Consider the following 26,351-nt stretch of genomic DNA (forward strand, 5'->3'; position numbering starts at 1 on the left):
TGTCTTCTTCCGCCCGGTAAAAAAGATATATCCGTTCATCTATTTTAAAAGCAAAATACCGGATTTATTTCCTAACTTATTAGTGATTAAATCTGGTAGAAAATGCCACAGGAAAACGACCAACAACACTATCCGCACAGGAAGGAAAAACATGAAGCCCGCCGCGACTTCCTGAAACAATCTTCCGCTATGATGGCACTGGCGCTCACTCCCCCGCTGGTAATAAAAGCGGCTCAGCACGATGAAGCCATTGCCGGCATCTTTGAAAAGATGCCGGTGAGCATGGAAATAAACGGGAAGAAAATAGAGGTTTCTGTAGAACCCCGTGTTACATTGCTGGACCTTCTCCGGGAACAACTGAATCTTACCGGCACCAAAAAAGGCTGTGATCATGGCCAGTGCGGCGCCTGTACGGTACATGTAAACGGTCACCGCATTAATTCCTGTCTCACGCTCGCCGTTATGCAGGAAGGCAAAAAAATCACGACCATTGAGGGCCTCGCCAACGGCGAACAACTGCATCCGGTACAGGAAGCCTTTATTAAGCACGATGGCTTCCAGTGTGGTTATTGTACGCCCGGGCAAATCATGTCGGCCGTAGCCTGCATCCGTGAAGGCCATGCCGGTTCCCCCGAAGAAATAAGAGAATTTATGAGTGGAAATATCTGCCGCTGCGGTGCATACGACAATATCGTTCACGCCATTACGGAAGTAAAACAGGGAGGGAAAACAGTATGAACCAATTCTCCTACGTACGCCCCGCCAGCCTGAAGGCAGCTATCGACGCGGTGGCAAAAGATAACACTGCCCGTTTCATCGCCGGCGGCACCAACCTGCTGGACCTGATGAAAAGCGGCGTGGTGATCCCGGAAAAACTGGTAGACATTAACCGTTTGCCGTTAAAAGATATCCAGTTAAATGGTAACACGCTGCATATAGGCGCCCTGGCACTTAACAGTGAACTGGCCGCACATGAACTGGTTACCACGCATCATCCGCTGCTGTCGCAGGCTTTACTGGCAGGCGCTTCACAGCAACTCCGCAATATGGCTACCGTAGGCGGCAATATGATGCAACGTACCCGCTGCACTTATTTTTATGATACTACCATGCCCTGCAATAAACGCAGCCCCAACAGCGGCTGTGGCGCTATTGGCGGCATCAACCGTATGCATGCCATCTTTGGCGCCAGCGAAAGTTGTATTGCCGTACACCCCAGCGATATGTGCGTGGCACTTGCTGCATTGGATGCTACCGTACTGGTAACCGGCCCGAAAGGTAACCGCCGCATTCCTTTTACAGATTTTCACCGCCTCCCGGGCAATACCCCGCAGCTGGATAACAACCTCGCAAAAGGAGAACTGATTACAGCAGTGGAAATTCCCGCTAACGCCTACACGAAAAATGTATACTACCTGAAGGTACGCGACCGTGCCTCATACGCATTTGCACTGGTATCTGTAGCCGCAGCGCTGGACATCAGCAATAATGTAATCCGGAGCGCCCGGCTGGCAATGGGCGGCGTAGCGCATAAACCCTGGCGACTGTACGATGCCGAGAAAGCATTGGCCGGCAAAGCTCCTACGGAAGAAAATTTCCGCCATGCGGCAGACATTGCATTGCAATCTGCCAAAGCATACACGCATAACCAATTTAAAACTGGTTTATCAGTCAACAGTATTCAAACCGCCTTACTTAAAGCTGCCAGCGTATGAAAAAGCAACAAACAGGACAGTCGATGGACCGTGTGGATGGCCGCCTGAAAGTAACCGGCGGCGCAAAATATTTCGCAGACCACCAACTGCCGGAACTGCTGTATGCCGCACTGGTATGCAGCTCCATCAGCAACGGTACCATTAAAAGCATCAATACTACCAAAGCGCTCAGAGCCCCCGGCGTGCAGGATGTAATATCACATCTCAACGCCCCGCCGGTACCGGGATATAAAAATTCCGATCCCAATGCGAAAGACGGACTCAAAATATTCAAAGACAACCGCATCTACTCCAACGGGCAGCCGGTAGCCATCGTATTGGCCAACACGATGGAACGCGCTGTACACGCCGCATCTCTCGTGGAAGTACAATACAACCAGGAAACGCATTACACCGATATGAATGCCAATATGGGTAAAGCCTTTCAGAATAACCGGATGAAAGACTATACACGCGGGGAAGCAGATGCCTGGAAAAAAGCGCCTGTTACCATTGACGCCACCTATAGCCTTCCGCTGGAAGTACATAACCCGATGGAACTGGCCGGCATCATTGCCCACTGGGATACGCCGGACACACTGGTGCTCTACGCCAAAACGCAGGGAGTAAAAAATGTGCAGGATACCATCAAAAGACTATTCCAGATACCGGAACAGAATATCACTGTGCATTCGCAGTTTGTGGGCGGCGGGTTTGGTATGGCGTTACGTGTATGGCCGCTGGAAATAGCCACCATAGTGGCTGCAAAGAAAGTACGCAAACCGGTAAAACTGGTGATCACACGCGACCAGATGTTTACATTGGTAGGCTACCGGCCTAACGCCGTACAACGATTAAGCCTGGGCGCCACTGCCGATGGTAAGCTCACCGGCATCACCCATGAAGCAGTAGCCGTTACGTCTCCCTACGAGGATTTTACAGAAGGCATTGTATCTATGAGCAAATTCATGTATGCCTGCCCCAATGTAACTACCCGGTACAAACTGGTACCGCTTAATATCAGCACGCCCATCTGGATGCGGGGCCCCGGCGAAGCTACCGGCGCATTTGCACTGGAGTCGGCCATTGATGAACTGTCTTATAAACTCAACATCGATCCGCTGGAACTCCGGGTGCTGAACCATGCGGACACCGACCCTGAAAAAGATCTCCCTTTCTCCAGTAAATACCTCAAGGAAGCTTACCAGCTGGGAGCGGAGAAAATTGGATGGTCGAACCGGAAAGCCGCTCCCCGCAGTATGCAGGAAGATGGTATGCTGGTAGGCTATGGCATGAGCAGCGGCACCTTTGGCGCATTCCGCGGCAAAGCTACGGTATCGGCTACACTAAAAGCAGATGGTTCACTCATCCTGCAGAGTGCTGCCGCCGATATTGGCCCGGGTACCGCTACCGCAATGGTACAGATAGCTGCAGATGTAACCGGCATAGCGCCGGCAAAAATAAAATTCATGCTCGGCGAATCTGCCTACCCGTTTGCACCCCAGCAGGGCGGGTCTTCTACCGTGTCTACTTTAGGCAGCGCGGTAACAGACGCCTGTAAGGCATTGCAGCAGAAGCTGGCGGGTCTTGCAATCAGCCATGTACCGGCTTTTAAAAATGCTGCTCCGGAAACAATTATTTTTGAAGATGGACAACTGCTGAGAGCCGGGCAATCTGAAAAAATATCTTACGAAACTATCTTACAACAACAACAGTTACCGGAAGTAAATGTAGTAGCCACTTCACAAAGCGGGGAAGAAAGAAAAAAATATTCCATGTATTCTTTCTCTGTGCATTTTACCAAAGTGCATGTACACCCGGCTACCGGCGTGGTTCGTATAAAACATATTGTAAGTGTGGCAGATGCAGGCACCATTGTAAACGCCAAAACAGCCCGCAGCCAGATGATCGGCGGCGTAGTGGGCGGCATCGGTATGGCGCTCACTGAAGAAGCGGTTATGGATCACCGTTTCGGACGTTTTGTAAACAATAACTATGCAGACTATCACGTTCCGGTAAATGCAGATACGCCACCCACCGATGTATATTTTATTAACAAGAAAGATCCTTACATTAACCCGATGGGCTCAAAAGGCATGGGAGAAATAGCGCTGATCGGCTTTGCCGCCGCAGTTTCCAATGCCGTATACCACGCCACCGGTAAGCGGGTACGCGACCTGCCCATCACCCCGGATAAAGTACTGGATGAGAAAGGATATCAGCAATGGAAGCTGGAAAATAAAATGAGTACATGAAAGAACTGGAAGACATTGTAAAGTCATACCACGCTGCCTGCCGCCAGGGAATAAAAACGGCGCTGGCTACGGTAGTACATGTGGAAGGCTCTGCTTACCGCCAGCCAGGCGCAAGGATGCTGGTTACAGAAACCGGTATGCTCACCGGCGCCATCAGCGGCGGTTGCCTCGAAGGGGATGCCCTGCGTAAAGCGCAGCTGGTAATGATGCAGCAACGGCCCATGCTGGTGACTTACGATACCAACGATGAAGACGATGCCAAACTCGGCGTAGGACTTGGATGCAACGGTATCATTCATATACTGCTGGAACCCGTGAATGCAGAAGATCCGGGCAACCCCGTGGCTATGCTGCAGGAAATAACTTCCCATCGTACGCCTGCTGTACTGGTTACCCTGTTTACGCTGCGCCAGCGCAAAGCGCCGCAACCCGGTACCTGCCTGGTGCTCACCGCCAATGGTCAGTTGCATCACTGCATCACCGATGCTCAGCTGCAAAACGCCATCACTGCCGATGCACATCAGGCTCTGCAAACCCGCACTTCTTTTACAAAAACATACGTCTCTACCGGCAACGACTACACGACACATACGGCCTACATTCCGCCGGCGCCACAGCTATTAATTGCAGGTGCAGGCAACGATGTAATCCCGCTGGTGAAAATGGCAGCATTGCTCGGATGGCACACTACCGTTATTGATGGCCGCCCCGGTTACGCCACCACCATGCGTTTTCCGGAAGCCACGCAGGTGATCACCGCCAAACCCGTACAGGTACTTCCACAGGTGCAAACAGATCAATATACCGTGGCAGTACTGATGACTCACAATTACAATTACGATCTTGCCCTGCTGGCGCAACTGCTCCCGCTGCCGTTGCCCTACATAGGCGTGCTGGGGCCTGCAAAAAAACTACAGCGTATGCTCGACGAGCTGGCGGAAAACGGCATCTGCATTTCCCCGATACAACGGGAACGTATACACGGACCAGCCGGATTGGACCTGGGCGCTGAAACATCAGAGGAAATTGCCTTGTCCGTTATCAGTGAAATAAAATCCGTACTGTCTGCCGCTGCCGCTACATCACTGCGGGAAAAAACAACGGCTATCCATTCCCGCGAACAACAAATCATACATCAACAACAACTATAATGGAAACAACTGGTATCATCATCCTGGCCGCCGGCGCCTCTAAACGACTGGGAACACCCAAACAACAACTCCCCTTCCAAAACAAAAGCCTGCTGCAAAACGTAGTACACACGGCCCGTCAGTGCGATATGCCCACCGTAGTAGTGCTGGGCGCCTTTGCCACTCAAATCAGGGAACAACTGGTGTCTGAAAAAGTACATACTGTTGTAAATCCAAACTGGCCTGCCGGTATGGGCGGCTCCATCCACACCGGGTTACAGCACCTGCTGCGTATAGCCCCTCACGTGAGCAATGCACTGCTGCTGCTATGCGATCAGCCTTTTATTACCACCGCGCTGCTGGAAGAAATGTTTGCGCTGAAAAACTCCTCCGGCAAAGCGATTGTAGCCTGCACCTATGGCAATTCCACCGGTACGCCGGCGCTTTTTGGTAAATCTTTTTTTCCACAATTGCTGGCACTCAATGGGCAGGAAGGCGCAAAGAAAATATTGTTACAACATCCGGAGCAGGTGGCTACTGTCGATTTTCCACAGGGAGCAGTGGATATAGATACCAATGGCGACTATGAACAACTGCTCACCAGCACAAAATAAACCACCTTTTACAGGGGCTTCTCCCCGCAACGGCATATTCCCTTCCTGTCGCCTCCCCTGAAAACCTTCATGGTCCTGTATTACAGGATCCTGATGAGATATTCTTTGCTTTTTCCTGAAAAATTTTTTTGGTAAATAAAATGACATGCTTATATTTGTCTACAAGATTGGTAGACTAATAAAAATCATACTCACCATGAACACAGATCAACGTCATCGAAACCCGCGCCCGATAAGCGCCTCAACCAACCGCCTCACAATAGCGGCATCATATTGTTGTTGTTAACACCCACTCCCCTCTGCGGCCACCCCACCAATTGCCGCGATAGTATTTTCTATTTCAACAACTGATTTAACACTGTCAACAAAAATTTTCGTCATGAAAACGACCAACCAACCCGTATTCTCTCTCGCCGGGGGAGTAACTGCAGCGCACCTTGCCTGGTTTCGCACCTATGGCATCATACAGTTTAAAAACTTCCTCGATAAAAATGCACTCGCTACTGTGCATGAAGAAGTACAACGTGTACAGGAACTTCTGATCCGGAATAACATTCAGAAAGTAAATGGTATTCCGCTCAAATTCGGTACAGACGTGGACGGCAGCCCGCTGATCCAGCGCATCGCCTTCGCATCACACTATAGTAACGCATTGCGGGAACTGTTAAAAGACAAAAGACTGCAAACACTCACTGCTTTGCTGGGCCCCTACTCTGGCAGGATCGGTGAAAACGAAAAAGACGGACTGGTAGTAAACCACTACGTAAACACTACGGACAGCCAGTTTAAACAACTTGGCTGGCACACCGACAGCCCCCGCGATCTGTTCCTGGGCTCACGCATCCTGCCGATGCTCAATGTAGGCATTCACCTCGATGATTGCCCGCTGGACAACGGCGGCCTCAGAGTATTGCCCGGTACGCATGAGCAGGGAATATTAAAACTGCTATTCAGAAAGAAATACTTCATAGACAATAACCCTGATGAAAAAGAAGTAGGCTTTGATATTGAAGCCGGCGATCTCACTGTTCACGACGGGCGCCTCTGGCACCGCGTGCAGCAGTCGCCCTACACCGGCGAAAAAAGCCGCAGAAGAGTGATGTATATTCCTATCATCACCGGCGCTTACCAGCCTAAAACGGCTGCCAGCCCTACTCCTTTTTATCACAAACTGGCACATCTGAAACAACATCTGTACGGTGGCAGACCACAGTGGGTGAATGTAAAAGCCCGGTCAGAAAGCCTTGCGGAAGTAAACACTCCATCTCTCTAAAAAATATAATCCGATGTCATACGCATTAATAACCGGCGCAGCAAAAGGAATAGGAAAAGCCATCGCTGCACAACTGGCGGAAAGGAATTATCATTTGCTGCTGGTAGATATAGATGAAAAAAGCCTCGCAGCTACAGCAGAAACACTTGCGGCGCAGTATCACGTGAACGTACATACGTTGCACCAGGATCTGTCGGCCCCCGATGCTTTATCAAATGTTACCGGTTGGAGCAGCACCTGGCATCATTCGCTTTCCGTAGTGGTGAATAACGCCGGTTATGGTATCAACGGACCATTTGAGCAACTCACCCTACAGGAACAGTTCAACATCATTGATGTAAATATCAGGGCACAGGTAGGGTTATCCTATGCCTATATACCAGTGCTGCGGCAGTTTCCAAAAGCGTACCTGCTCAACCTCGCCAGCACAACAGCCTATCAAACCGTTCCATATCTCAATATTTACGCGTCTACAAAAGCCTTTGCGCTTTCCTTTACACGCGGACTCCGGTATGAACTCAGGCACTCCCCCATATCGGTCAGTGCCCTGAGTCCCGGCAGCACCGACACGGATTTCGTAAACCGGGCGCGCATGGGCGACTACACCCGTAATGTTGCCAACCGCTTCAATATGACGCCGGAAAAAGTCGCCAGAATTGCGGTAGACGGCCTCTTCAAAGGCAAAGCAGAAATCGTTCCCGGCTTCACCAATAAACTGAATGCCTGGCTGCCAAAATTCTTCCCCAAATTATTTGTGGAGAAAATTGCCGCGGGTATCTATGAACCAAAAGAGAAAGAAACCAGCACCGTAGCACTCACTGCCTGAAATACAACCCCTGCTTATATGAGAAAGCTGCATCGTACCTGGTGCCGCTTTCTTATGTATATGGGAACAACATTTGCAGCACTTCTATTCAAAAAAACGAATGGCAACTGCAGGCATTCATATCGGCACATCCGGCTGGAGCTACAGGCATTGGCGCGAAATATTCTATCCAACAGGATTAAAACCCGTTGACTATCTCCCCTGGTATGCAAAAAAATTTAAGGTAACAGAAATAAACACCAGCTTTTATCACCTGCCCAAACCGGCTACAGTAAAAGCCTGGGTAGAAAAGGTACCTACACGTTTTTATTTTTGCCCGAAAATCAGCAGGTATATCACCCATGTAAAAAGATTACTGGACCCCGAAGAATCTCTACCCAAATTCTTTGACCTCTTCGATCCCTTCATAAAACACCTGGGCCCCGTACTCATCCAGTTGCCGCCAACAGCCGCTTTTGAGGCAGAAAGAGCAGATCACTTCTTCAAAGTACTTACAAAAAACTATCCCGGTTATCACTTCGCATTGGAAGCGCGGCACCAAAGCTGGCTTTCTGATGAAGCCACTGCTTTACTACAGCAATACAAAATTGCCTGGGTGATTGCACTATCAGGGCGCCGGTGGCCGTTTGCAGAAACCATTACCGCAAAACATATCTATGTCCGCTTCCACGGACCAGACGGCAGGTACGATCAATTATATCCCGAAAAAACAATGGATACCTATGCGGGGAAATTCAAAGAGTGGCAACAGGACAAACATACTATCTGGGCATTTTTTAACAACGACGGGCACGGTTATGCTTTACAAAATGCACAGCAAATGATGGCGCTACTCAAATAGCTCCTGTTCGTCTGTATAATAAGTTTTCCGGCCACCACCGGTGTCCTTCTTAATAGGAGCGCCACCGGGGCTTTCGGTTAATTTGGAGTTATGCACCAGCATAAAATCGCGGACCTCGCCATTAATGATATCAGGATTACTTTTCAGGATTTTCTTTTCCGCTCCTTCCAGGATCTTTTTTACTGATTTCAATAATGCTTTGATCTTTGGCGCCGGTATTTTATTAGCGATAGAAAAAGGTGAAATTTTTGCGTCCCATAAAATATCATCTGCATACGCGTTTCCGATCCCCAATACATTGTGCTGATCCAGCAGGTATTTTTTAATGGTTATTTTCTTCTTTGCCAGCTGTGCTGCCAGGTAGCTTTCGTTGAAGTCTTTCGACATCGCATCCGGCGCAGTTTTCTCTTCCGGATCGAGAGTGATATTGGCAGCGGCCTGGAAATCCGTTAAGGCCAGCCCGGTACCATCTCCAAACAACAATTCTACAATGGTATACTTTTGCTCATTCTTCTTCTCAAACAAATATAATTTCCCATGCAACATTAAGTGCATACCCAGCACATGCCCGTTTTTAAATACAAAATGCAGCTCCTTTCCCACCCGCTGTATGTGTTCCAATGCCTGCCCTTCCAATGCGGCCTGCAGGTCGGCTTCTTTGGTATGTAATTTCTTCGCATTCTTTACCGTAACAGACTTCAGTTTTTTATGAAGCAGCGCTTTTTCCAGGTTATGCCGGAAGGCTTGCAGATCAGGTAATTCAGGCATGATAAATATTTTTAAGATAAGTTAACGAATGTGCGGGAAATAATAAAGGGCCGGCAGCAATAACCGACCCATTTTTTATGGCAGTTTTTTCCTTCTACGAAACAATAAACCAAAGATAATTATCATAACAGATCAGCTTATGCTGATATTGTCCATCATTTAACCAATATTAGCCACTTATACATATTTTTCATGTATGTGAATAACCTGTTAAAATAATCGCCCAGCGGCCTCAGACGCGACTTTGCGGGCTTTTTAAACACAAAAATCGCTATATTTGTGCCCTATGCCTTTTCTCTAAACCAATAAAACACGGAGTGTGAACATGAAATTGAAGCAAGTGATTAAACCGTTGATTTTTATTATTACAATTTGTCTTTTCGTATTTCTATTTACAAATTTCACCAACCTTACCACAGCTGGAACATCCACTGCAGCTACCCAACCGGCTACTGCTGTAAAAACGGACTCGGTTCAACGGGAAAGTTTGTACGACATGATGCGGCTGGATACTACCGGTCTTTCCAGGGAGGCGTTTGACAATGCGATGGTAGGATACGAGCACCTGCAGGAAAACGGACGGATAAAAAATCCGGATGTATTGTCTATTATCGACTTCTCCCTGCCCAGTACCAAAAAGCGTTTGTTTGTAATAGATCTGAAAAACAAACTATTACTTTTCAACACCCTCGTATCTCATGGCCGGAATTCCGGAAAAGATATCGCCAACGCGTTTTCCAACAAGATGAACAGCTTTAAAAGCAGTCTTGGTTTTTATGTTACCGGCGATACCTATAACGGCGAACATGGCTACTCCCTCCGTCTTGAAGGCGAAGAAGCCGGCATCAACGATAACGCCCTCAGCAGGGGTATTGTAATGCACAGTGCAAACTATGTGAATGATAACCTTGGCAAGTTACAGGGTTATATTGGCCGCAGCCTGGGATGCCCCGCCATCCCCGAAAATGTGCACCGTAAAGTGATCAGCAGCATCAGGAATGGTACCTGCCTGTTTCTTTACAGCCCGGATAAATATTATTCCGCGCATACCAAAATCCTCGTAAAAGACAGCACTGCGTCTTAAACTATTTAAACAGCTTTTGCTTAAAAACGGCGTCATGCCCATATACATCGGAGGCAAAGTATAACTTGCCTCCTTCCATCCATGCGGTGAAATAGGTAATAATCACCGGCACCGGATCCTTCACCGCCACAAACTTTTCCTTTCCACTGTTCATAGCACTATCAATTTTTTCGTTGGTCCATTGAGGTGAGCCCTCCAGGACAAACTGCGCCATTTTTACCGGATCCTTCAGCCGGATACAACCATGACTGTAGGCCCGGTTATCCCTTTCAAAAAGACTTTTCTCAGGCGTATCATGAAAATAGATATTATAACTGTTCGGGAACAGGAACTTCACCCGTCCCAGTGCGTTACGCTGCCCCGGCCGCTGACGGATAACCGGCAACCCGTTCGCCTGCCCGGTAACCTCCATACCTTTCGACGCCAGGTACCCCCTGTTGCGCTGGATGGCCGGCAGGATCTCCTTCCGTACAATGCTGCGGGGAATATTCCAGTAAGGACTAAACACCACCTGGTTCAGCATTCCTGAAAACATAGTAGTGCTATGCCCTTCCTTTCCCACCACAATATCCATATCAAATAAACGTTTATCCCCGTCCGTTACATGCAGTATAAAAGCAGGTATATTTACCAGGATCAGCTTCCCCTGCGGTTTTACAGGCATCCACTTCATGCGTTCCATATTTACCAGCAACTCCCGCAGCCGTTCTTCCGCAGGGATGTTTAACGCATTGATCACCGTATCATTCAATACGCCGTTTTGCGTATATCCGTTGCTGTTACGGAATGTATTGACGGCCGTTTCCAGTTCATCATTAAATACATCGGTGCTGTCATTATTCTTCAGCTCCCCGGTTATCAGCAACCGTTTCTTTACAGCTATAATTTCGGGAGATGATTGCCCCCTTTTCAATCCCTTCTTTATTGCGGGCAATGGCTGCCAGCCACCATTTTTAACATATTCCCGGTAGGCTTTGAGCGGCTCTTTCATAGGAGCAACCGCCGGGAACATCTTATCATTGGTTTTAAGCATGGAATCTGCCAGCTCCATTACAGCGTAACGCTGCCCCGGCACCATGTGCTCCAGCTGACCGATGCTGCCGCCGGTTTCCCTGAAATAGTTAATGAGCCGCCAGGTAAGCTGCAGTTCCGTTTTAATAATCTCTTTGTCTGTAGCGCTCACTACCAGGCTGTCTTCATCGATAAGGGCATTCAGCCGCCTATCAAGCGCCCGGTTGCTGATGCTGTCTTTACTGTAATTATACAGGCTCCGGAAGGCGGCAGCCTGTTCTACCGGCCCCTTACTGTCGAACCAGGCAAATTCGAAGTTACGCGCATTGTAAAAGCTGCGTAGCCGGTTAGCGATGGTATCGTTCAGCTTTTCTGCGGTGATGAATGCGGCAATAGCCGAGCTGTCCAGGAACAGGTCGTTGTAGGCATTTTCCGGGGTAATCCCTGCATTCCGGGGACTAATGTGTTCATCAGACGTGGCAGGGGCAGATGGGGAGTTGCAGCCATTAAGCATGTATGCAAACAATGCAATCAGTAGTAGCCTTTTCATACCTGATCATCTATCAAATAGGAAGCCGGTTGCAGGATGCCCTTTTACCGGGGCAAAAAAAGAGCGGACGTAGCCGCCGCGGAACAAACTGTGCATATAGCGCAACAAAAAGTCCCCCTGCGGGGTGCAGGAGGACTTTCTCACAAAAAATATTTGCGCTAATTCTTTAGTCCCAGGTATTGTTGTACAGACTTATAATTTTTCCAGTCCACTCCGCTGGCACTGCGGGCAGCAACGCCGCCGGGAACCAGCACGTAGCGGAACTGCTGGATCACTTTCTCGCCGGGGTAATTGCCGGAGCTGAGATCATGACTGGCCAGGATGATGATTCCTCCTTCAGCAGCGCGGAAACTTACAAACAGGTAAGGATCCACATAAGGCAAAGGTACTATATAAGGCGCATCGGCGGAATCAAGGTTAAAGTAAACATTTATAACGCCCTTGGTCAGTATTTCTTTGGTCAGTTTTGGAATTTCGATGGAACCAATAAAGCCATCGCCGGTTGGCACGCCATTTTCATCCCGGATACTATCAAAGGCTACATTGAGCCACTCCGAGTAGATCACGTTCGCCACACCGGTATCGCCTTTGGGACCCGCAGGGCCGGCAGGACCGCCAGGACCCGCTGGGCCGGCTGGACCGGGATTTCCGGCAGGGCCCTGATCTCCATCTTTGGAGCAGGCAGCAAAAGCCAGAATTACAGCAAACAGAAACATGAGGGGCAGGTGACGGGAAGATAATTTCATAAAGGAAGATTTTGGATGATTTAATATAATTAATGATATGTGGAGATTCGAGGCAACGGGATCTTTACACGTTAGTCAATATACAAAAAAACAAATAACAAAAATGGTATAATTTAGTTCAAACACCCATCCATAACTCTCTCCCTTTTCTTAAACAAAATCGTCACTTGTTGGTTTAAATACAATGTGATCCCTTTTTGTCATCTGAACCATTTCTTTAATAACCTATAATTAGAATATGACAGTGCGCCGTAAACTTTGTGTAATAATACCTGTACATAAATCTGTGCTATCTGAGGAAGAAGTTTTGTCCCTGCATGCATGCCACAGGCATCTGAAAGCATTTGACTGTTTCCTTGTTTACCCGGAAGGACTGCCCATTGATCGCTACCTGGCAATACATCCCGGGCTCAAACTTAAACCGGTTACGCCGTCGTGGCTTTCTTCCCTGGGGAATTATAACAGGATGAAACTATCGGTTCCGTTTTACCAGCAATTTGCTGACTACGAATTTATGATGACCTACGAACTGGATGCTTATATCTTCAGCTCTAAAGTTCATGAACATCATGGGTTCGACTTCGATTTTATAGGGGCACCTGTTTTTGAAGGATACCTGAATGCAACACCGGATGCACCATTCCACGGTGCGCTTAATTCCGGTTTTTCTATCCGCAATATACAGTCATGTCTGACGGTTCTGAAATTACTCAGAAGATATAAGTTAAGATGGAAATTCTATCATTTCATTTACGCCAATTGTGCCGCTTTACGGAAAAGGATAAAACAGGATCAGGACGCTATCTTTTTTAACATTCATCTTAAAAAATATTATACAGGAAAAAATTTTAATGAAGATATGATCTGGACGCAGGTAGTTCCCCTCCTGGAACCGTCCTTCAGAACTGCACCTCCGGAAACCGCTGCTGTATTCAGTTTTGAAGTAAATCCGGAACGGCTGTATGAACTAAATAATGGCCGGTTGCCACTCGGATGTCATGCCTGGTTCAGATTTCCTTTCTGGAAAGAATATATCAAAGTATAAGCAGCCGCTTATCAGGTATATGCTTGTTTTCCATTCATCATTTTATTAAATTTACTATACATCTATTTATCAGGTATGGCCAATTATCATGTGCAATCTCCTGTCTTATTATTATCCTTCAACCGACCTGATACTGCCTTAAAGATATTTGAACGGGTAAGAGAAGCCCGGCCCGCTAAGTTATATATCGCAGCAGACGGACCACGGGCCGGCGTAGAAAAAGATACACAGCTATGCAGGGAAACAAGGATGATATATGACCAGGTAGATTGGGACTGTAGCGTATACAAATTATTCAGTGAAGAAAATAAAGGCTGTAAAGTAGCCGTAGCAGAAGCTGTGACCTGGTTTTTCCAACAGGAAGAAGAAGGCATTATCCTGGAAGACGATTGTTTACCGACCAACGACTTCTTCTATTTTTGCGATCAGCTGCTCCCGCGCTACCGGCACGATACACGTATGGTGAATATCACCGGCACCAATCTGCAGATGGGAAAAAAGTGGGGAAACGGCAGCTACTATTTCTCACAATACAGCCACATCTGGGGATGGGCAAGCTGGCGGCGGGCATGGGAAGCATACGACATCGACCTCGAGCACTACAACGAAAAGGAAACCGTTGCTGTACTGAAAAATATCTTTACGGATCAATTCCTGATCGACGGTTGGATAGACATCTTTCAAAGACTAAAAAGAAAAGAAATAGACTCCTGGGACTACCAGTTTAACCTGATTAACTTTTTCCGGAACGGACTATGTATTACACCCAACGTAAATCTTATCAGCAACTTAGGGTTCAGGCCGGATGCCACCCATACATATAACGTTCCGGAAGATCACGCCAACCTGCCGGCGGAACAACTGGAAAAACCCCTGGTGCATCCTTTGCATTTTACACCGGAGAAACAGGCCGATTATTATTTTTTAAGTAAAGACTTTATGCTCGAAGAGAAATGGCGGAAAGTAAAAAAAGAACAACTGTTGAGAAGACGGTTTAAACGATGGGTAAGAAGTCTTTTTAAATAAATCATCTTCAAACGTCCAACAGTATGTTTCAAAAAATGATAGAAAGATCTGCCCTGAAAAAGATCCATCCCTATTACGAAATAGATGGATGGCTCACCGAACGGGAGGCACTGGGACTGTTCCTCACCGCACGTAAACTACGCCGCGACGCGGTAGTGGTGGAAATTGGCAGCTGGCAGGGAAAAAGCACCTACTGTATTTCAAAAGGACTCCGGTCAGGAAAAATATATGCCATCGATCCATTCAATGCAGACGCCGGGTTTGACCAGGAAAGCCGCAAAGAATATGCAGAGAAAGGCGCCAGCACCGATCTCCTGATACGCTTTACGGAAAATATGGAACGCCTCTCTGTTCATGATAAGATTATCGTAAAAAAAGGCTATTCGTATGAAATGCATAACGACTTTCAAAAAATCGACTTCCTCTTTATCGATGGCGACCACTCCATCGCAGGATGCAGATCGGATTTTGAATTGTACGCCTCCAAAGTTGTAAGAGGCGGCTACATCGCTTTCCACGACTACTACCCCGACCGGGATGAACTGGGCCCTACTTATGTGATCGAAAACCTGGTGGGCAACCATTTCAATTTTTTCAGGCAATATGACTCGTTATGGATTGGGAAAAAAAGATAGATTATTCACTGGTTATATGCACGTTCAATCCGGATAAACGTATACTGCAACGTTGCCTGGAAGCCGTGTGGCAGCTGGATACCACCGGTATTTCCACCGAAGTGATTTTAGTGGATAACAACAGCGATCTCCCACTTCACCAACAATCATATATAAAGATATTCGAAGAAAAGATCCCCGGCATGCACATCCTCCTGGTACCGGAGCAGGGCGTAAATTATGCGCGCATGGCGGCCATAGAAAAAGCTGCCGGCAACTATATCGTATATTTTGACTACGACAATGAACCCGAAAGCGACTACCTCCAGGAATTGAAAAAACTAAACGAACAATTTCCTGCGGTGGCAGCCTGGGGCCCCGGTAAAGTGACAGTGGATTTCATTGACGGAGTAGATAACGCCATCAGGCATTTTGCCAGCATGGCCTTTCAGCAGCGGGAAGAACAAACAGTACGAACCGCCCGGGAAAATTCGTGGCAATCCTGTTATCCTTTTGGTACCGGTCTTTGCACCACCGCCTCCCTGTTGAAAGAATTCGTGCAACTGGCCCGCCAGGGACGCTTTACCGCTTCCGGCAGAAAAGGGAATAAACTCAGCAGCGGGGAAGACACACAAATGGTATTGCATTGCATCAGCAAAGGATATGCTGCAGGCGTATCTCCAGCGCTGAAACTCACGCACATCATACCGCAGAACCGGGCCAACAGCCAATACCTGCAACGTTTGCTGTATGGCACGTTTATCTGTTATGAAACCTGTCTGCTGCAGGTATTTCCCGAACAAAAAAAAACACTCGAACAAAAAATAATGCCGCGGTGGAAATTCTCCCGGAAATCCCTGAAGAAATTCATCAGGGCCCGGTGGAGCAAAGATCCACACAAAATGTTTGATCTCGTGGAATTCATTGCCACCAACGCAGGAACCTATGCGGCACTGAATAAACCGGTACCATTACCGGTGAACCAGATAGTCAGGATCCTGAAAGTAGAATAGCTTAAAATTAAATATAAACATGAAGTGGAAGATTCCGGAAAGTAATATCAAAGGCGTTTCAGTTATTATCTGCTGTTATAACAGTGCTTCCCGGCTGCCGCAAACATTAGCTCATCTGAATGAACAGGTAGTGCCGGAAGATTTTTTCTGGGAGATAATACTGGTCAACAATGCCTCAACAGATAACACGGTTGAATGCACCCGGGCCATCTGGCAGGAAAATAAACCGGTGAATGCTACCTGCAGGATAGTGGATGAGTTTACGCGCGGACAAATGTACGCCCGGAAAAGAGGCGCCAGGGAAGCTAATTATGAATGCCTCATATTTTGTGACGATGATAACCTGCTGGATAAAAACTACGTTTATCTTTCCTGGCAGGTGATGCTGAAAGATAAAATGATCGGTGCGGCTGGCGGACAAAATGTACCGGTAACAGATTCGGCAGCGTATCCCGACTGGTTTGAAGAATATAAAGATAAATATGCCATCGGTATCCCCGCAGAAGAATCGGGAGATGTAACCCATCGTGGATTTGTACTCGGCGCCGGACTGATTACCCGCAGAGCCCTGTTCCTCCAGGTATTTGACGACAGGTATCCTTCCCTCCTGAACGGCAGGAATGGCGAAAAACTTACCACCGGCGATGATTTCGAATACTGCAAACGCCTGCTCCTGTGGGGGTTTACCTTATATTATGATAAAGATCTGAAGCTGAAACATTTTATACCGGCAGAAAGATTAACAATAGATTACAGGGATCGCCTGATGGACGGCATCCGCGAGGCCACAAAAGTGCTGAGCGTGTACGACAGGGCGCTCTTTCTCCACAACAAAAACAAACATAAAAACAGGTGGCGTATACTTATTATGACCCCGATCCGGATATTGTTTGCAAGAATAGGTTTGTCTAAACGGGACCTGACAACAGAAAGACAAGTACTCTTTTACCTGTCGCCATTCGCCCGCAAACAGGACGAGGTGACCTACTCAATTAAAAAATTCTTAAATAATAAATGATGGCAAGAGAAAGAAGAAAGCAGTTTAAGATATTCTCGTTTTATAATCATAAAGTAAATCCCAGGGTGCCCCGGTATCAAAAAGCAGTGTTTGGTAAATTCGGCGTGCCGGTACATCACATTGTTGATGAACAGTTCAGCCATGGCGACTTTCTGAATCATATATGCAGAACCGTTACAGATACCGACTACCTTATTTTCTTTGATATTGATTGCGTGCCCACACGTAAGGAGTGGTTATCTGAGCTATTGGAAGATCTTCGTGAACCCTGCACCATCGCCGGCGCGGCGCAAACAGCCAATCACCTGCGCGATGCAAAAAACCTGTATGTTTCCCCCTTCTTCTTTGGTATTTCCACCGCTTACCTGAAAGAGCTGGGATATCCGGATATGAATATGACGGAAGATATGGATGCGGGACAAAATCTAACGGAAGAGATTATACGACGTGGTGGCAATGTAAAATACTGGTGGCCCACTCACATCGAAGATGAGCAATGGTACCTGCATCATCCGGAACACAATAAATTCGGGTACGGCACTACCTACAACGACCGTATTTACCACGCGTTCCTGTCGCGGCACGATTTGTCGCAGCGCTTCATAAAGAAGTGCAAATCAATATTGCCTTTACTTACCAAACTTCGTTTGAAGCTAACGGACAAAAAACAATCGCCTCCTGTGGGACAATAAAAAGGCGCCTCCTACTAATGAGACGCCTTCTTTCCTATCGTTGTAAATAAATATTATACTCTTCCCATCACCGGGTCGCTGATGCTTTCCTTCCCGGTTTCCACCCTGCCGGCATAACGCTGCGCAAATACATCGCTGCCGGTGGCTTTCACGGAAAAATCGTACCAGCCGTGGCTTTTAGCCAGGTCTATTACCAAGGTGGCGGTGGTGCGCGCGGCTACTGTTTTCTTCAGTACGCCCTTGTTATATCCCAGGTCGGTGATGGTAAAAGTGGCCGGTTGTGTACCGTGGTTCACCAGTTTAAGTTCCACGTTGCCAGTCAGTTTCTTACTGCTGGAAAGACTCCGCTGATAGCTGCATTGTATTTCCACCTGCGGATCATTGGCTGCGCCGGTGAATTCACGGTAAAAGCCATTAGGGCCGTATACCCTCAGGTGATAGTGCGCGTTTTCAAAAGCCGTCAGTGGCCAGGCATCTTTCAACTGGTCGCCGGCCTTCACGGCATACGACCAGGTTCTTACCGGCTCCATTGTTTGGGTGGTTTCCTGCAGGTATTTGCCGGGTGCATATACATTGAATGGAGCACCGGCAGCCCGGTCGCCAAACACCTTGCTGGCGGCCTCAAAGCTGATTTCAAATGATTGCTTATCCGCTCCCAGTTTCCCTCCAACATATAATTCATAAGGCAATGCATTGGAAACACGGGTGCCTTTCTCCTGCTGTGGCATCCACTCTGCGGCGGCGGGGTTGGCATTGATCTTTGCAATTTCCTCCGCTGTGAGCAGCTTGAATTCATCCGGCAGCTTCTTGAACTTCGCATTGTAGATCGTTTCAATAAACTCGTTCCTTTCCGGGAAGGGCACGGAGATTTTTTCCCCGTTAAAAGGACGGAATACGGAAGTAAGATCACTGCACACCGTACGGCGCCAGGCAGATATGTTCGTTTCTTTGATAGGCTTTCCCGTTTTGTGTTGCAGGAAATGTTCCATCAACTGCAGGATGGAAGTATGGTCGCATACCTGTGAATTTACATAGCCCCCGCGGCTCCAGGGTGATGCAATCACCAATGGCACACGGTAACCCAGCCCGATGGGGCTTTCCCGGATTTCATCTGCGCTGAGATATTTCTTTGCTTCTTCTTCTTCGCGTGTTACATATTCAATACCGGTATCAATTCCTGCAGATACCTTGCCGGTGCCGGGTTTATGTGGTGCGGTAAACGGAGGTACGTGGTCGAAGTAGCCATCATTCTCATCATAACATAAAATGAAGATGGTCTTTTTCCACACCTCTTCCTGGCGGGTCAGGATATCCAGCACTTCAGACACATACCAGGCGCCATACCACGGCGATCCGGGGTGATCAGAAAACTCGCCCGGCGCCACCAGCCAGGAAATAGTTGGCAGCTTGCCTTCATTTACATCTGTTCTGAACTGATGAAGGATGTCGCCCTTCGGCACCTGTACCGTTCTTTCCGTACCACCATCTTTGTAGGTGAGGGTTTCCAGTTCGTGGTAATCAGGGTCGGCGATATTGGTGGTAAATGCTTTATTATGGAGATTTTGTGCGCGTTGCGGCAATTTCGCAAAATTAGCTGCCGTAAATTTTTCTGCATCGGACTTTGCCCGTTCCAGTTCCGTTTTACGTTGTTCCAGTTGCTTTTGCAGCTTGGTGGCTTCTTCCCCGGAAGTACCGCCCAGTTTTGATTCCAGTGTTTTTATTTCGGCAGGCAGGTCTTTAATTCTGCGTTGCAGGTATTGGATATGCCCGGCAGCAAAGCGAACGTTATAGGCAGCAAACCACTCTATGGGGTTATCGGTAAAGTTGGCCAGCATACCATCTTTTTCTCCTTCCAGGCCCGCAGCACTGATTTCATTCTGGTAAATTTTCCAGGAAACGCCGTTGTCTTCGAGGCGTTCGGGGAAACTGGTCCAATGCGCCTCCCGGCCATAGTCCACATCTTCATTCCATACATTGGCTTTGGAATCGGCTTTCTGTTCATCCCGCAGGGTACCTGTCCAGAGATAAAGCCTGTTGGGTGTTGTACCGGTTAACGAAGAACAGAAATTCTGATCGCATACGGTAAACGCATCTGCCAGGGAATAATAAAACGGAATATCCTCCCGGTTATAATAACCCAGTGTGAGTGGCATAGGCGCCCAGTCTTTGTTACCTGATTTCTTTACCAGCAGCCACTGATCATATTTACCGTTGTTGCGGGCATCTACCTGGTTACCCCATGAATGCGGCAGGCTGCTCATCCAGGTGGCTTTTGTTTCCTTCAGGTTGAGCCGGAAAGGGGCATACGTTTCATTCTTTGCATTGCTCTGCAGCCATACCAGGTTTTTGTTGGGCAGCTGAATGGCACGTGGATCATTGTAGCCCCGCACTCCGCGGAGCGTTCCATAACAGTGGTCAAAGGAACGGTTCTCCTGCATCAGCACCACGATGTGCTCTGCATCCAGGAAAGTAGTACCCGGCTTAGGGTCAATAGCCATTGCCCGCTGGATAGACGCCGGCAGGGCGCTAAAAACACCGGCAGCCCCGGATAGCAACGCTGCCTTCTTAATAAAATCTCTTCTGTTATCCATTATTCGTTGAATTTTTCTTGTACACTGTAAAGGGATTACGAAAGATGGAAAATAGTAAAAATCCCTTGCTATACGCCACTTACTATGAAGAATGGTGGTTATTTTATTATTATGGTTCTGACTTAACGGAAATAAAAAAGGCGCCCGTTTCCACGGAAGCCTTATGTATGTTGAGAAATGGTAAAGCCGGTTTACTGTGCAGAAGGTATCAATACAATTTTCACTCTCACTTTGGTAGCCGGCTTTTGTGATGCAGCGCCGTTCACACCTTTGATATCCACCTCTACTGCCTGATCATCGTGGATAACGAAATAAGATTGGTTGTTATACACCTGTGGCAATAATTCAAATGCCTGTGGCACCACTGTTGGAGCGTTGGCATCATATCTGGCCATAGAAACAATCACACCATCCAACTGGTTCACATTATTCAGCTCCGATACAGGAATGGAATAAAAGTAAACGCCGGTATTGTTATCGAATCCCCAGTCGGCCGGATTTATTTCAAACAAAATCGTCTGGTTAGGGATTACTACTTCGTTAGTTGTTTTGGTGCAACCGGGCAATATAAAACCCAGTAACAGCAGCGGCAGGTAAAACCATGTTTTCATATTGAGTTGCTTTTAACATCATTTTACCAAATACAATGCCATAAACATATAATTCCATGCTAATCCGTAATTTTATGGCATGTTACTGCGATATCCAAAAGCCTTTGAACATATTCCCGATGTACGGTTGCAGCACGCCGGAAAGTCAATAGTGGCGTGGTTCAGGCAATCTGACGAACCCGGCAAAGAACAGGGTTTTCTTACAGAAAACTCCCTGGTATTCATTCTCCGGGGCACCAAACATATGCATTTCCCGGAAGGAGACATGATTGCCCACGCCGGCGACCTCGTATTGCTGAAAAGAGGCGTTTACCTCATGACCGATTTTATTACGGATGGCGCCGATTATCAATCGCTTTTACTGTGCATAGATGATACCCTGCTACGTTCTTTTATCAGTGAAGATGGCGCTCCCGCCCCGGCCACAAACGCGACGCTGCCATTAATCATCTCCTGTAAAAATGACCTGTTACAGGTGCGCAACAGCATCCTGAATTACCTGGAGCATCCCAACACCCACACCACCCGGTTGCTGGAATTAAAAATACACGAGGTACTGCTGCTATTGCTTTGCGGCGAATGCCGGGAAACCGTCCGGACATTCCTGTCCCATCTTTTCGACAACAGTGCGGAAAATATTTCCCTGATCATCCGCAATAATCTCTTCCAGCCTTTTACCCTCGAAGAATATGCGAAAATGTGCGGGCTAAGTTTGAGCAGCTTCAAAAGGGAATTTGCCCGCCTCTATGATGCGCCTCCCAAAAAATGGATCAATGAAGAACGGCTGAAACATGCACGGGAACTCCTGCTGCATTCCCGCAACAATGTCAATGAAATCGCCTATGAGTGCGGTTTTGAAAATGTATCTTATTTCATAAAACAATACCGGCAGCTTTACGGCACCACGCCCAAAAATGCGCAACGAACCAAAAATGCTATTTTTTGAACGATTCGTGCTACAGCTCCATCTCCGGCGGATATACCTTTGATGAAAAATAACATCAACTATGAAACGTATATCTGTAATGGCTTTCATCCTGATGGCCTGCCAAACCTTTGCCCAGCAAAAGCTCAATAACTCCGCATTCATGCACGCCCCGGAAAGCGTGGCCACGGACAACAACAACTATTACATCGCAGACATAGGCGAAGGCGGCAACCCCACAAAAAAAGATGGTAACGGCAGCATTTTCCGCATGGACAAAAAAGGCAACGGCAGCATCCTGGCAAAAGGACTGGATGCGCCCAAAGGCGCGTTCATCCTGCATCACATGCTCTTTGTAGCGGACATCGATAAAGTAAAAGGATACGACATCGCTACCGGCGCACAACTATACAATATAGATTTTGCACCTGCCACCGCTTTCCTGAATGATATTGCCGCCATCAACGACACTACCCTGGTGGTTTCTGCTACCGATGTAAATAAACTCTTCCTGGTACATCTCAGTAAACATCCACGCGTGAAAGAACTGGTGTACACCAATCCCATAAAAGGTACCAATGGCGTGGTTTACGACGCCCACACTAAAAAGCTGTATGTATGCGGCTTTGGCGGTGATAATAAACCAGATGGACAAATTGGTTATATTGATATGGCAGCAACGGAAAAAGTATTCAAACCACTCACCAGCCGGCCGGGTTATTACGATGGTATTGCGCTCACCGCGCATAATACACAACTGATCATTTCCGACTGGGTAGCTTTTGAAAAGAAAGGGATACTGCTAAAACTGGATCTGGCCAGTGGCAAGGTTACCACCCTGAATGAGGAACCGGTTGCCGGGCCTGCTGATTTTACACTGGATGCCGCTGGTGCGGCAATTGTACCCGCTATGCTGGAAGGGAATATATTGAGATACAATATTTCAAAATAAAAATATTTCAGCGGAGGAAGTATACTTCCTCCGCTGAAAATAATGATTACAATCTTACCTGTACACCAGCGGTACCACCAATATATTCGCCGCGAAATTTGTTGTTGCTCCTATACTTCGACCAGATATAATGGTTGCTCAGCTCCTCTCCCACACCATGTTCCGTTTGCACAACATTAAACGTAGGACCGGCAAATACTTCTACCCTGCTGCCAAAGCGGTAGGCAGGAAATATGCCCAGCGACTGACGGTGATAATAACCTTTTTTGAAATCGGTAAGTATCAGCGACGTGGCTTCTGCATTGATCCTGAAATGTGATAACAGCGGAAAATGCGCACCCATACCCGCCTGCAGGGCATACAGCGGATTAGGGTTATCCTTAAAGTTATATCCCACCCCGAGGATACCGTATAATATTCTTCCACCCGATTTGAAAGACGCAATGGTAGTAGCAGTTTCATCGATGCTCACACTTACCTGCTTTTCACCGCCTTTCACGATGTTGATCACTCCAATCGGATATTCGCTGCTGTCCGCAATGTTAATAAAACCAACCTGCACGCCTTTCACTTTCTTTGCCATATTCAGGAAACCAGCCACCTGTGTGTGCACGTTCTCCGATTTATTCATAAAACCGGCTATCTGTATGCCGGCATCTTTCTTTACAATATTCGTAAATCCCGCTACCTGCGCCTGTGAATTATTTGCGCCCATATTCATAAAACCTGCTACCTGCGTGCCTTTCACATCATGCTGCACAAGATTGGCGAATCCTGCCATCTGGACACCATGCATGCTTCCGGACAAATTCAGAAAACCAGCCACCATAGCGCCATCGGCGCTGGTTTTCACCTGGTTCATAAAACCTGCTACCGTGGCAGCGTGAAACGTTTTGCCAATATGATTGGAAAAAGCCGCTACTTCTGCGCCGGTAGCGTTGTCTTTAATGATATTGGAAATGCCCGCGATAGCCGCGCCTGTTTCAGCTTTGGACACGCCGGCAATGATATGCAATGAAAAATGATTGGTATAGGCAGCTGCATTTTTTCCATTGCTGCTCAAGGGGTATACAAAACCAATATGCGCAGGACTGGTAAGCGGCGTTTGCGCGTAAGCCGCTGTGACAAAGGAAAAAACGGAAACAAAGAAACAAATGATCCGGCTGCTGAAGTAAAATATTCTCATAGTGTGTTAGTTATTTCGTACTGTATAACGACACGTTGAAGAACTTATACCCCTATGCGGAAGAAATGAAATTTAAAAAAGACTGATACCCGCCTGCCATCCCAACCAGGAAGTAACGGAGTTTCCAATGTTAAAAGAAGGATAGTGCCTGCTAAAGTCCACCGACTTATAACCCGGCATAGGCACTATTTTATCATCGATGTAAATCGCCATCGCCGGCCCCGCAAATAAGGTGATGCGTTTGGATAATTTAACATTGAGAGAAGGTTGTAAACGGAAGATCTGTGTATTGCGCTCCCAGCTGCCCAGGAAAATATTCTGCGCGGTAATTTCTGTGGATAACGACAACGTTTTATTAAATGGAATAATTTTACCTACACCATATCCCAGCGACCACGCTTTGTTGTTTTCGCCAAAGCCGGCGCCACCCAGCAGGATGCTGTACAGCTCACTGCGACCGGCTTTCCAGGCAATATTAAAAGGCAGCACATCGGTACTGAATATGGCAACTTTCTTGTAACCTCTCCGCACAATATTGATGATGCCGATACTATATCCGTTCACCGTATCTGCAATATTTACCAGGCCAATCTGTACACCATCCATTTGCCGCGCGTAGTTAAAAATAGCGGCGAGCTGCAAGCCTTTCATCACACCGCGGTTGATATTTCCACCGCCCGCGAGCTGCATACCCTGCGCATCTTTTCCGTTGTAATTGGCAATGCCGCTCAGTTGCAGCCCGTCGAGGTTTTTACCATTGTAGTTGAGCGCGCCCGCTACCTGCCAGCCCTGCGTATTGCCACGTGTAACGCCGGCGATGCCCTGTATGGATACGCCTTTAATATTGCCGTACACCTGGCCGATGGCGCCGGTGAGTTGCACTCCTTCCATATTACCTTCTGTAATATTGCTGATACCAGCTACCTGTACGCCTTTCATAGAGTCCAGTACGTTATTGTGAAACCCCGCCAGCTGCACCCCTTTGGTTTTTCCACCCACTATATTCACCATGCCCGCGATCTGTACATGCTGCATATCATTTTTCACGATGTTGAAAACGGTGCCTATTTCCAAGCCATCTACACCTGCGGCGTAGCCGCCGAGCATGTTCACCGAAAATTTATTCACTACCTGTCCGCTCATCCTGCCGTGAGTACCCAGGCCCGGCGTGAGCGACACCTGGTAAGGCTTGTCAGCCAGGAAAGCGCCGATGTTCAAACTGGTCAGCTTCTGCCTGGAAGATAAAAACATGCTACCGAGCCAGGTTTTTTCCACGTGTGGGTGCCCGGTGATATCCACCACTTTCAGCTGATAAGTAGCAGGGGCAATGCTTACCGCGATTTCCTGGTCGTAGCCGGCAGTGAGTAACAGGGAGGTATCTGCATAGAGGTCCTTATTAACACTGATGGCTGCGGTAGGATATTTATCCTTTAACCGCAGCCTGAAGTAACCGTCGTTGTTTGTTAGGGTAGAAATGAGTTGCTGTCGTTCATACACACTGGCATTGGGTAGCCGTTGACCTGTTTTCCGGTCCGTGACCACCCCGCTGATCAGATAGTATACTTGTCCCGACGATTTTTTTAAAAGGATAATATAGTTCCCCGATTCTTTATATAAAAAATCACCGTTGAATAAAATATCAAGTACCTGTTTTACACTTTTATTTTTTGCAGAGATGCTTACCAGGCTGTCTTGTGGAAGGATGGTACTGAGATACGAGAAATAAAAATTGCCTTGTTTGCTGATGGTGGTGAGCACTTCCGAAAGCGGCCGCTGCTTCACGTCAATGCTAACGGTTTTATTCAGTAGCTGCTGGGCAGCCAGTGGTAATGAAAAACAACAAACAAATATTAATGTCAGCAATTGCTTAGGTAGTAACATACAGT

General features: G+C 47.5%; 24 protein-coding genes. 17 read left to right on the plus strand and 7 right to left on the minus strand.

Going from position 1 to position 26,351, the window contains the following annotated elements; genetic code table 11:
- Window positions 1-102: 102 nt before the first annotated feature.
- The 8 genes from B5Z18_RS15190 to B5Z18_RS15225 all read left to right on the plus strand — a co-directional run bounded on the left by B5Z18_RS15190 (window position 103) and on the right by B5Z18_RS15225 (window position 8,633).
- Window positions 103-738: a (2Fe-2S)-binding protein gene (locus tag B5Z18_RS15190; RefSeq protein WP_079470334.1), complete on the plus strand. Its 636-nt coding sequence runs from the start codon at window positions 103-105 to the stop codon at window positions 736-738.
- Complete coding sequence (locus B5Z18_RS15195) at window positions 735-1,715, plus strand: FAD binding domain-containing protein (RefSeq protein WP_079470335.1); 981 nt, start codon at window positions 735-737, stop codon at window positions 1,713-1,715. The genes B5Z18_RS15190 and B5Z18_RS15195 overlap by 4 nt, the downstream gene beginning before the upstream one ends.
- The gene (locus B5Z18_RS15200; RefSeq protein WP_079470336.1) at window positions 1,712-3,949 is read left to right on the plus strand and encodes a xanthine dehydrogenase family protein molybdopterin-binding subunit; all 2,238 of its coding nucleotides are present in this window, start codon (window positions 1,712-1,714) and stop codon (window positions 3,947-3,949) included. Before B5Z18_RS15195 ends, B5Z18_RS15200 begins: the two co-directional genes overlap by 4 nt.
- Window positions 3,946-5,100 (plus strand): XdhC family protein, encoded by a 1,155-nt coding sequence (locus B5Z18_RS15205; RefSeq protein ID WP_079470337.1) that lies wholly within the window; start codon window positions 3,946-3,948, stop codon window positions 5,098-5,100. The genes B5Z18_RS15200 and B5Z18_RS15205 overlap by 4 nt, the downstream gene beginning before the upstream one ends.
- Window positions 5,100-5,693, plus strand: coding sequence for a nucleotidyltransferase family protein (locus B5Z18_RS15210; protein ID WP_079470338.1), 594 nt, complete (start codon window positions 5,100-5,102; stop codon window positions 5,691-5,693). The genes B5Z18_RS15205 and B5Z18_RS15210 overlap by 1 nt, the downstream gene beginning before the upstream one ends.
- A gap of 379 nt (window positions 5,694-6,072) precedes the next feature.
- Window positions 6,073-6,966, plus strand: a complete 894-nt coding sequence (locus B5Z18_RS15215) for a phytanoyl-CoA dioxygenase family protein (RefSeq protein WP_079470339.1) — start codon at window positions 6,073-6,075, stop codon at window positions 6,964-6,966.
- A 13-nt stretch (window positions 6,967-6,979) separates the two neighbouring features.
- Window positions 6,980-7,792 (plus strand): SDR family NAD(P)-dependent oxidoreductase, encoded by an 813-nt coding sequence (locus B5Z18_RS15220; protein ID WP_079470340.1) that lies wholly within the window; start codon window positions 6,980-6,982, stop codon window positions 7,790-7,792.
- A gap of 100 nt (window positions 7,793-7,892) precedes the next feature.
- Window positions 7,893-8,633: a DUF72 domain-containing protein gene (locus B5Z18_RS15225; protein ID WP_079470341.1), complete on the plus strand. Its 741-nt coding sequence runs from the start codon at window positions 7,893-7,895 to the stop codon at window positions 8,631-8,633.
- Here B5Z18_RS15225 and B5Z18_RS15230 read toward each other — a convergent pair.
- The gene (locus B5Z18_RS15230; RefSeq protein ID WP_079470342.1) at window positions 8,622-9,401 is read right to left on the minus strand and encodes an Fpg/Nei family DNA glycosylase; all 780 of its coding nucleotides are present in this window, start codon (window positions 9,399-9,401) and stop codon (window positions 8,622-8,624) included. The two genes, B5Z18_RS15225 and B5Z18_RS15230, sit on opposite strands and share 12 nt — an antisense overlap.
- Before the next feature lie 325 nt (window positions 9,402-9,726).
- Here B5Z18_RS15230 and B5Z18_RS15235 point away from each other — a divergent pair, with 325 nt between their 5' ends.
- The gene (locus tag B5Z18_RS15235; protein WP_079470343.1) at window positions 9,727-10,485 is read left to right on the plus strand and encodes a murein L,D-transpeptidase catalytic domain family protein; all 759 of its coding nucleotides are present in this window, start codon (window positions 9,727-9,729) and stop codon (window positions 10,483-10,485) included.
- 1 nt (window position 10,486) lies between these two features.
- Here the strand turns inward: B5Z18_RS15235 and B5Z18_RS15240 are convergent, their stop codons facing one another.
- A complete protein-coding gene (locus B5Z18_RS15240) occupies window positions 10,487-12,046 on the minus strand; it encodes a L,D-transpeptidase family protein (RefSeq protein WP_079470344.1) in 1,560 nt (519 codons plus the stop codon).
- A gap of 158 nt (window positions 12,047-12,204) precedes the next feature.
- Complete coding sequence (locus B5Z18_RS32715; RefSeq protein WP_079470345.1) at window positions 12,205-12,792, minus strand: hypothetical protein; 588 nt, start codon at window positions 12,790-12,792, stop codon at window positions 12,205-12,207.
- A gap of 286 nt (window positions 12,793-13,078) precedes the next feature.
- Here B5Z18_RS32715 and B5Z18_RS15250 point away from each other — a divergent pair, with 286 nt between their 5' ends.
- From B5Z18_RS15250 to B5Z18_RS15275, 6 genes are all read left to right on the plus strand, one after another.
- Window positions 13,079-13,837: a DUF5672 family protein gene (locus tag B5Z18_RS15250; RefSeq protein ID WP_143313607.1), complete on the plus strand. Its 759-nt coding sequence runs from the start codon at window positions 13,079-13,081 to the stop codon at window positions 13,835-13,837.
- Window positions 13,838-13,912: 75 nt separating this feature from the next.
- Window positions 13,913-14,863: a nucleotide-diphospho-sugar transferase gene (locus B5Z18_RS15255; RefSeq protein WP_079470347.1), complete on the plus strand. Its 951-nt coding sequence runs from the start codon at window positions 13,913-13,915 to the stop codon at window positions 14,861-14,863.
- Window positions 14,864-14,898: 35 nt separating this feature from the next.
- On the plus strand, window positions 14,899-15,498 hold the full coding sequence (locus B5Z18_RS15260; RefSeq protein ID WP_159454319.1) for a class I SAM-dependent methyltransferase: 600 nt from the start codon (window positions 14,899-14,901) through the stop codon (window positions 15,496-15,498).
- Window positions 15,477-16,490 carry a glycosyltransferase gene (locus tag B5Z18_RS15265; RefSeq protein WP_079470349.1) on the plus strand — a complete coding sequence of 338 codons (1,014 nt, stop codon included), beginning with the start codon at window positions 15,477-15,479 and terminating at the stop codon, window positions 16,488-16,490. Before B5Z18_RS15260 ends, B5Z18_RS15265 begins: the two co-directional genes overlap by 22 nt.
- A 19-nt stretch (window positions 16,491-16,509) precedes the next feature.
- A complete protein-coding gene (locus B5Z18_RS15270) occupies window positions 16,510-17,508 on the plus strand; it encodes a glycosyltransferase (protein ID WP_079470350.1) in 999 nt (332 codons plus the stop codon).
- Window positions 17,508-18,200, plus strand: a complete 693-nt coding sequence (locus B5Z18_RS15275) for a glycosyltransferase family 2 protein (RefSeq protein WP_143313608.1) — start codon at window positions 17,508-17,510, stop codon at window positions 18,198-18,200. Before B5Z18_RS15270 ends, B5Z18_RS15275 begins: the two co-directional genes overlap by 1 nt.
- A gap of 53 nt (window positions 18,201-18,253) precedes the next feature.
- On the opposite strand, the gene B5Z18_RS15280 is transcribed toward B5Z18_RS15275, so the two are convergent.
- The gene (locus B5Z18_RS15280; protein ID WP_079470352.1) at window positions 18,254-20,791 is read right to left on the minus strand and encodes a phosphocholine-specific phospholipase C; all 2,538 of its coding nucleotides are present in this window, start codon (window positions 20,789-20,791) and stop codon (window positions 18,254-18,256) included.
- Window positions 20,792-20,982: 191 nt separating this feature from the next.
- Window positions 20,983-21,402, minus strand: coding sequence for a hypothetical protein (locus B5Z18_RS15285; RefSeq protein WP_079470353.1), 420 nt, complete (start codon window positions 21,400-21,402; stop codon window positions 20,983-20,985).
- Window positions 21,403-21,481: 79 nt separating this feature from the next.
- Here B5Z18_RS15285 and B5Z18_RS15290 point away from each other — a divergent pair, with 79 nt between their 5' ends.
- The gene (locus tag B5Z18_RS15290; RefSeq protein WP_079470354.1) at window positions 21,482-22,348 is read left to right on the plus strand and encodes a helix-turn-helix transcriptional regulator; all 867 of its coding nucleotides are present in this window, start codon (window positions 21,482-21,484) and stop codon (window positions 22,346-22,348) included.
- 61 nt (window positions 22,349-22,409) lie between these two features.
- Window positions 22,410-23,279: a hypothetical protein gene (locus B5Z18_RS15295; protein ID WP_079470355.1), complete on the plus strand. Its 870-nt coding sequence runs from the start codon at window positions 22,410-22,412 to the stop codon at window positions 23,277-23,279.
- Window positions 23,280-23,325: 46 nt separating this feature from the next.
- Here the strand turns inward: B5Z18_RS15295 and B5Z18_RS15300 are convergent, their stop codons facing one another.
- Together B5Z18_RS15300 and B5Z18_RS15305 are read right to left on the minus strand one after the other, a co-directional pair.
- Complete coding sequence (locus B5Z18_RS15300; protein ID WP_079470356.1) at window positions 23,326-24,465, minus strand: hypothetical protein; 1,140 nt, start codon at window positions 24,463-24,465, stop codon at window positions 23,326-23,328.
- 72 nt (window positions 24,466-24,537) lie between these two features.
- The gene (locus tag B5Z18_RS15305) at window positions 24,538-26,346 is read right to left on the minus strand and encodes a peptidase associated/transthyretin-like domain-containing protein (protein WP_143313609.1); all 1,809 of its coding nucleotides are present in this window, start codon (window positions 26,344-26,346) and stop codon (window positions 24,538-24,540) included.
- Between the last annotated feature and the right edge of the window lie 5 nt (window positions 26,347-26,351).

The organism is Chitinophaga ginsengisegetis (assembly GCF_900168065.1).
Classification (GTDB): Bacteria; Bacteroidota; Bacteroidia; order Chitinophagales; family Chitinophagaceae; genus Chitinophaga; species Chitinophaga ginsengisegetis.

Coding starts and splice junctions, on each gene's coding strand:
- B5Z18_RS15290 (WP_079470354.1), top strand. CDS start 21,482: ATGTTACTGCGATATCCAAAAGCCTTTGAACATATTCCCGATGTACGG.
- B5Z18_RS15305 (WP_143313609.1), bottom strand. CDS start 26,346: ATGTTACTACCTAAGCAATTGCTGACATTAATATTTGTTTGTTGTTTT.
- B5Z18_RS15265 (WP_079470349.1), top strand. CDS start 15,477: ATGGATTGGGAAAAAAAGATAGATTATTCACTGGTTATATGCACGTTC.
- B5Z18_RS15255 (WP_079470347.1), top strand. CDS start 13,913: ATGGCCAATTATCATGTGCAATCTCCTGTCTTATTATTATCCTTCAAC.
- B5Z18_RS15220 (WP_079470340.1), top strand. CDS start 6,980: ATGTCATACGCATTAATAACCGGCGCAGCAAAAGGAATAGGAAAAGCC.
- B5Z18_RS32715 (WP_079470345.1), bottom strand. CDS start 12,792: ATGAAATTATCTTCCCGTCACCTGCCCCTCATGTTTCTGTTTGCTGTA.
- B5Z18_RS15275 (WP_143313608.1), top strand. CDS start 17,508: ATGGCAAGAGAAAGAAGAAAGCAGTTTAAGATATTCTCGTTTTATAAT.
- B5Z18_RS15280 (WP_079470352.1), bottom strand. CDS start 20,791: ATGGATAACAGAAGAGATTTTATTAAGAAGGCAGCGTTGCTATCCGGG.
- B5Z18_RS15190 (WP_079470334.1), top strand. CDS start 103: ATGCCACAGGAAAACGACCAACAACACTATCCGCACAGGAAGGAAAAA.
- B5Z18_RS15215 (WP_079470339.1), top strand. CDS start 6,073: ATGAAAACGACCAACCAACCCGTATTCTCTCTCGCCGGGGGAGTAACT.
- B5Z18_RS15260 (WP_159454319.1), top strand. CDS start 14,899: ATGATAGAAAGATCTGCCCTGAAAAAGATCCATCCCTATTACGAAATA.
- B5Z18_RS15200 (WP_079470336.1), top strand. CDS start 1,712: ATGAAAAAGCAACAAACAGGACAGTCGATGGACCGTGTGGATGGCCGC.
- B5Z18_RS15295 (WP_079470355.1), top strand. CDS start 22,410: ATGAAACGTATATCTGTAATGGCTTTCATCCTGATGGCCTGCCAAACC.
- B5Z18_RS15205 (WP_079470337.1), top strand. CDS start 3,946: ATGAAAGAACTGGAAGACATTGTAAAGTCATACCACGCTGCCTGCCGC.
- B5Z18_RS15235 (WP_079470343.1), top strand. CDS start 9,727: ATGAAATTGAAGCAAGTGATTAAACCGTTGATTTTTATTATTACAATT.
- B5Z18_RS15240 (WP_079470344.1), bottom strand. CDS start 12,046: ATGAAAAGGCTACTACTGATTGCATTGTTTGCATACATGCTTAATGGC.
- B5Z18_RS15285 (WP_079470353.1), bottom strand. CDS start 21,402: ATGAAAACATGGTTTTACCTGCCGCTGCTGTTACTGGGTTTTATATTG.
- B5Z18_RS15210 (WP_079470338.1), top strand. CDS start 5,100: ATGGAAACAACTGGTATCATCATCCTGGCCGCCGGCGCCTCTAAACGA.
- B5Z18_RS15230 (WP_079470342.1), bottom strand. CDS start 9,401: ATGCCTGAATTACCTGATCTGCAAGCCTTCCGGCATAACCTGGAAAAA.
- B5Z18_RS15195 (WP_079470335.1), top strand. CDS start 735: ATGAACCAATTCTCCTACGTACGCCCCGCCAGCCTGAAGGCAGCTATC.
- B5Z18_RS15225 (WP_079470341.1), top strand. CDS start 7,893: ATGGCAACTGCAGGCATTCATATCGGCACATCCGGCTGGAGCTACAGG.
- B5Z18_RS15300 (WP_079470356.1), bottom strand. CDS start 24,465: ATGAGAATATTTTACTTCAGCAGCCGGATCATTTGTTTCTTTGTTTCC.
- B5Z18_RS15270 (WP_079470350.1), top strand. CDS start 16,510: ATGAAGTGGAAGATTCCGGAAAGTAATATCAAAGGCGTTTCAGTTATT.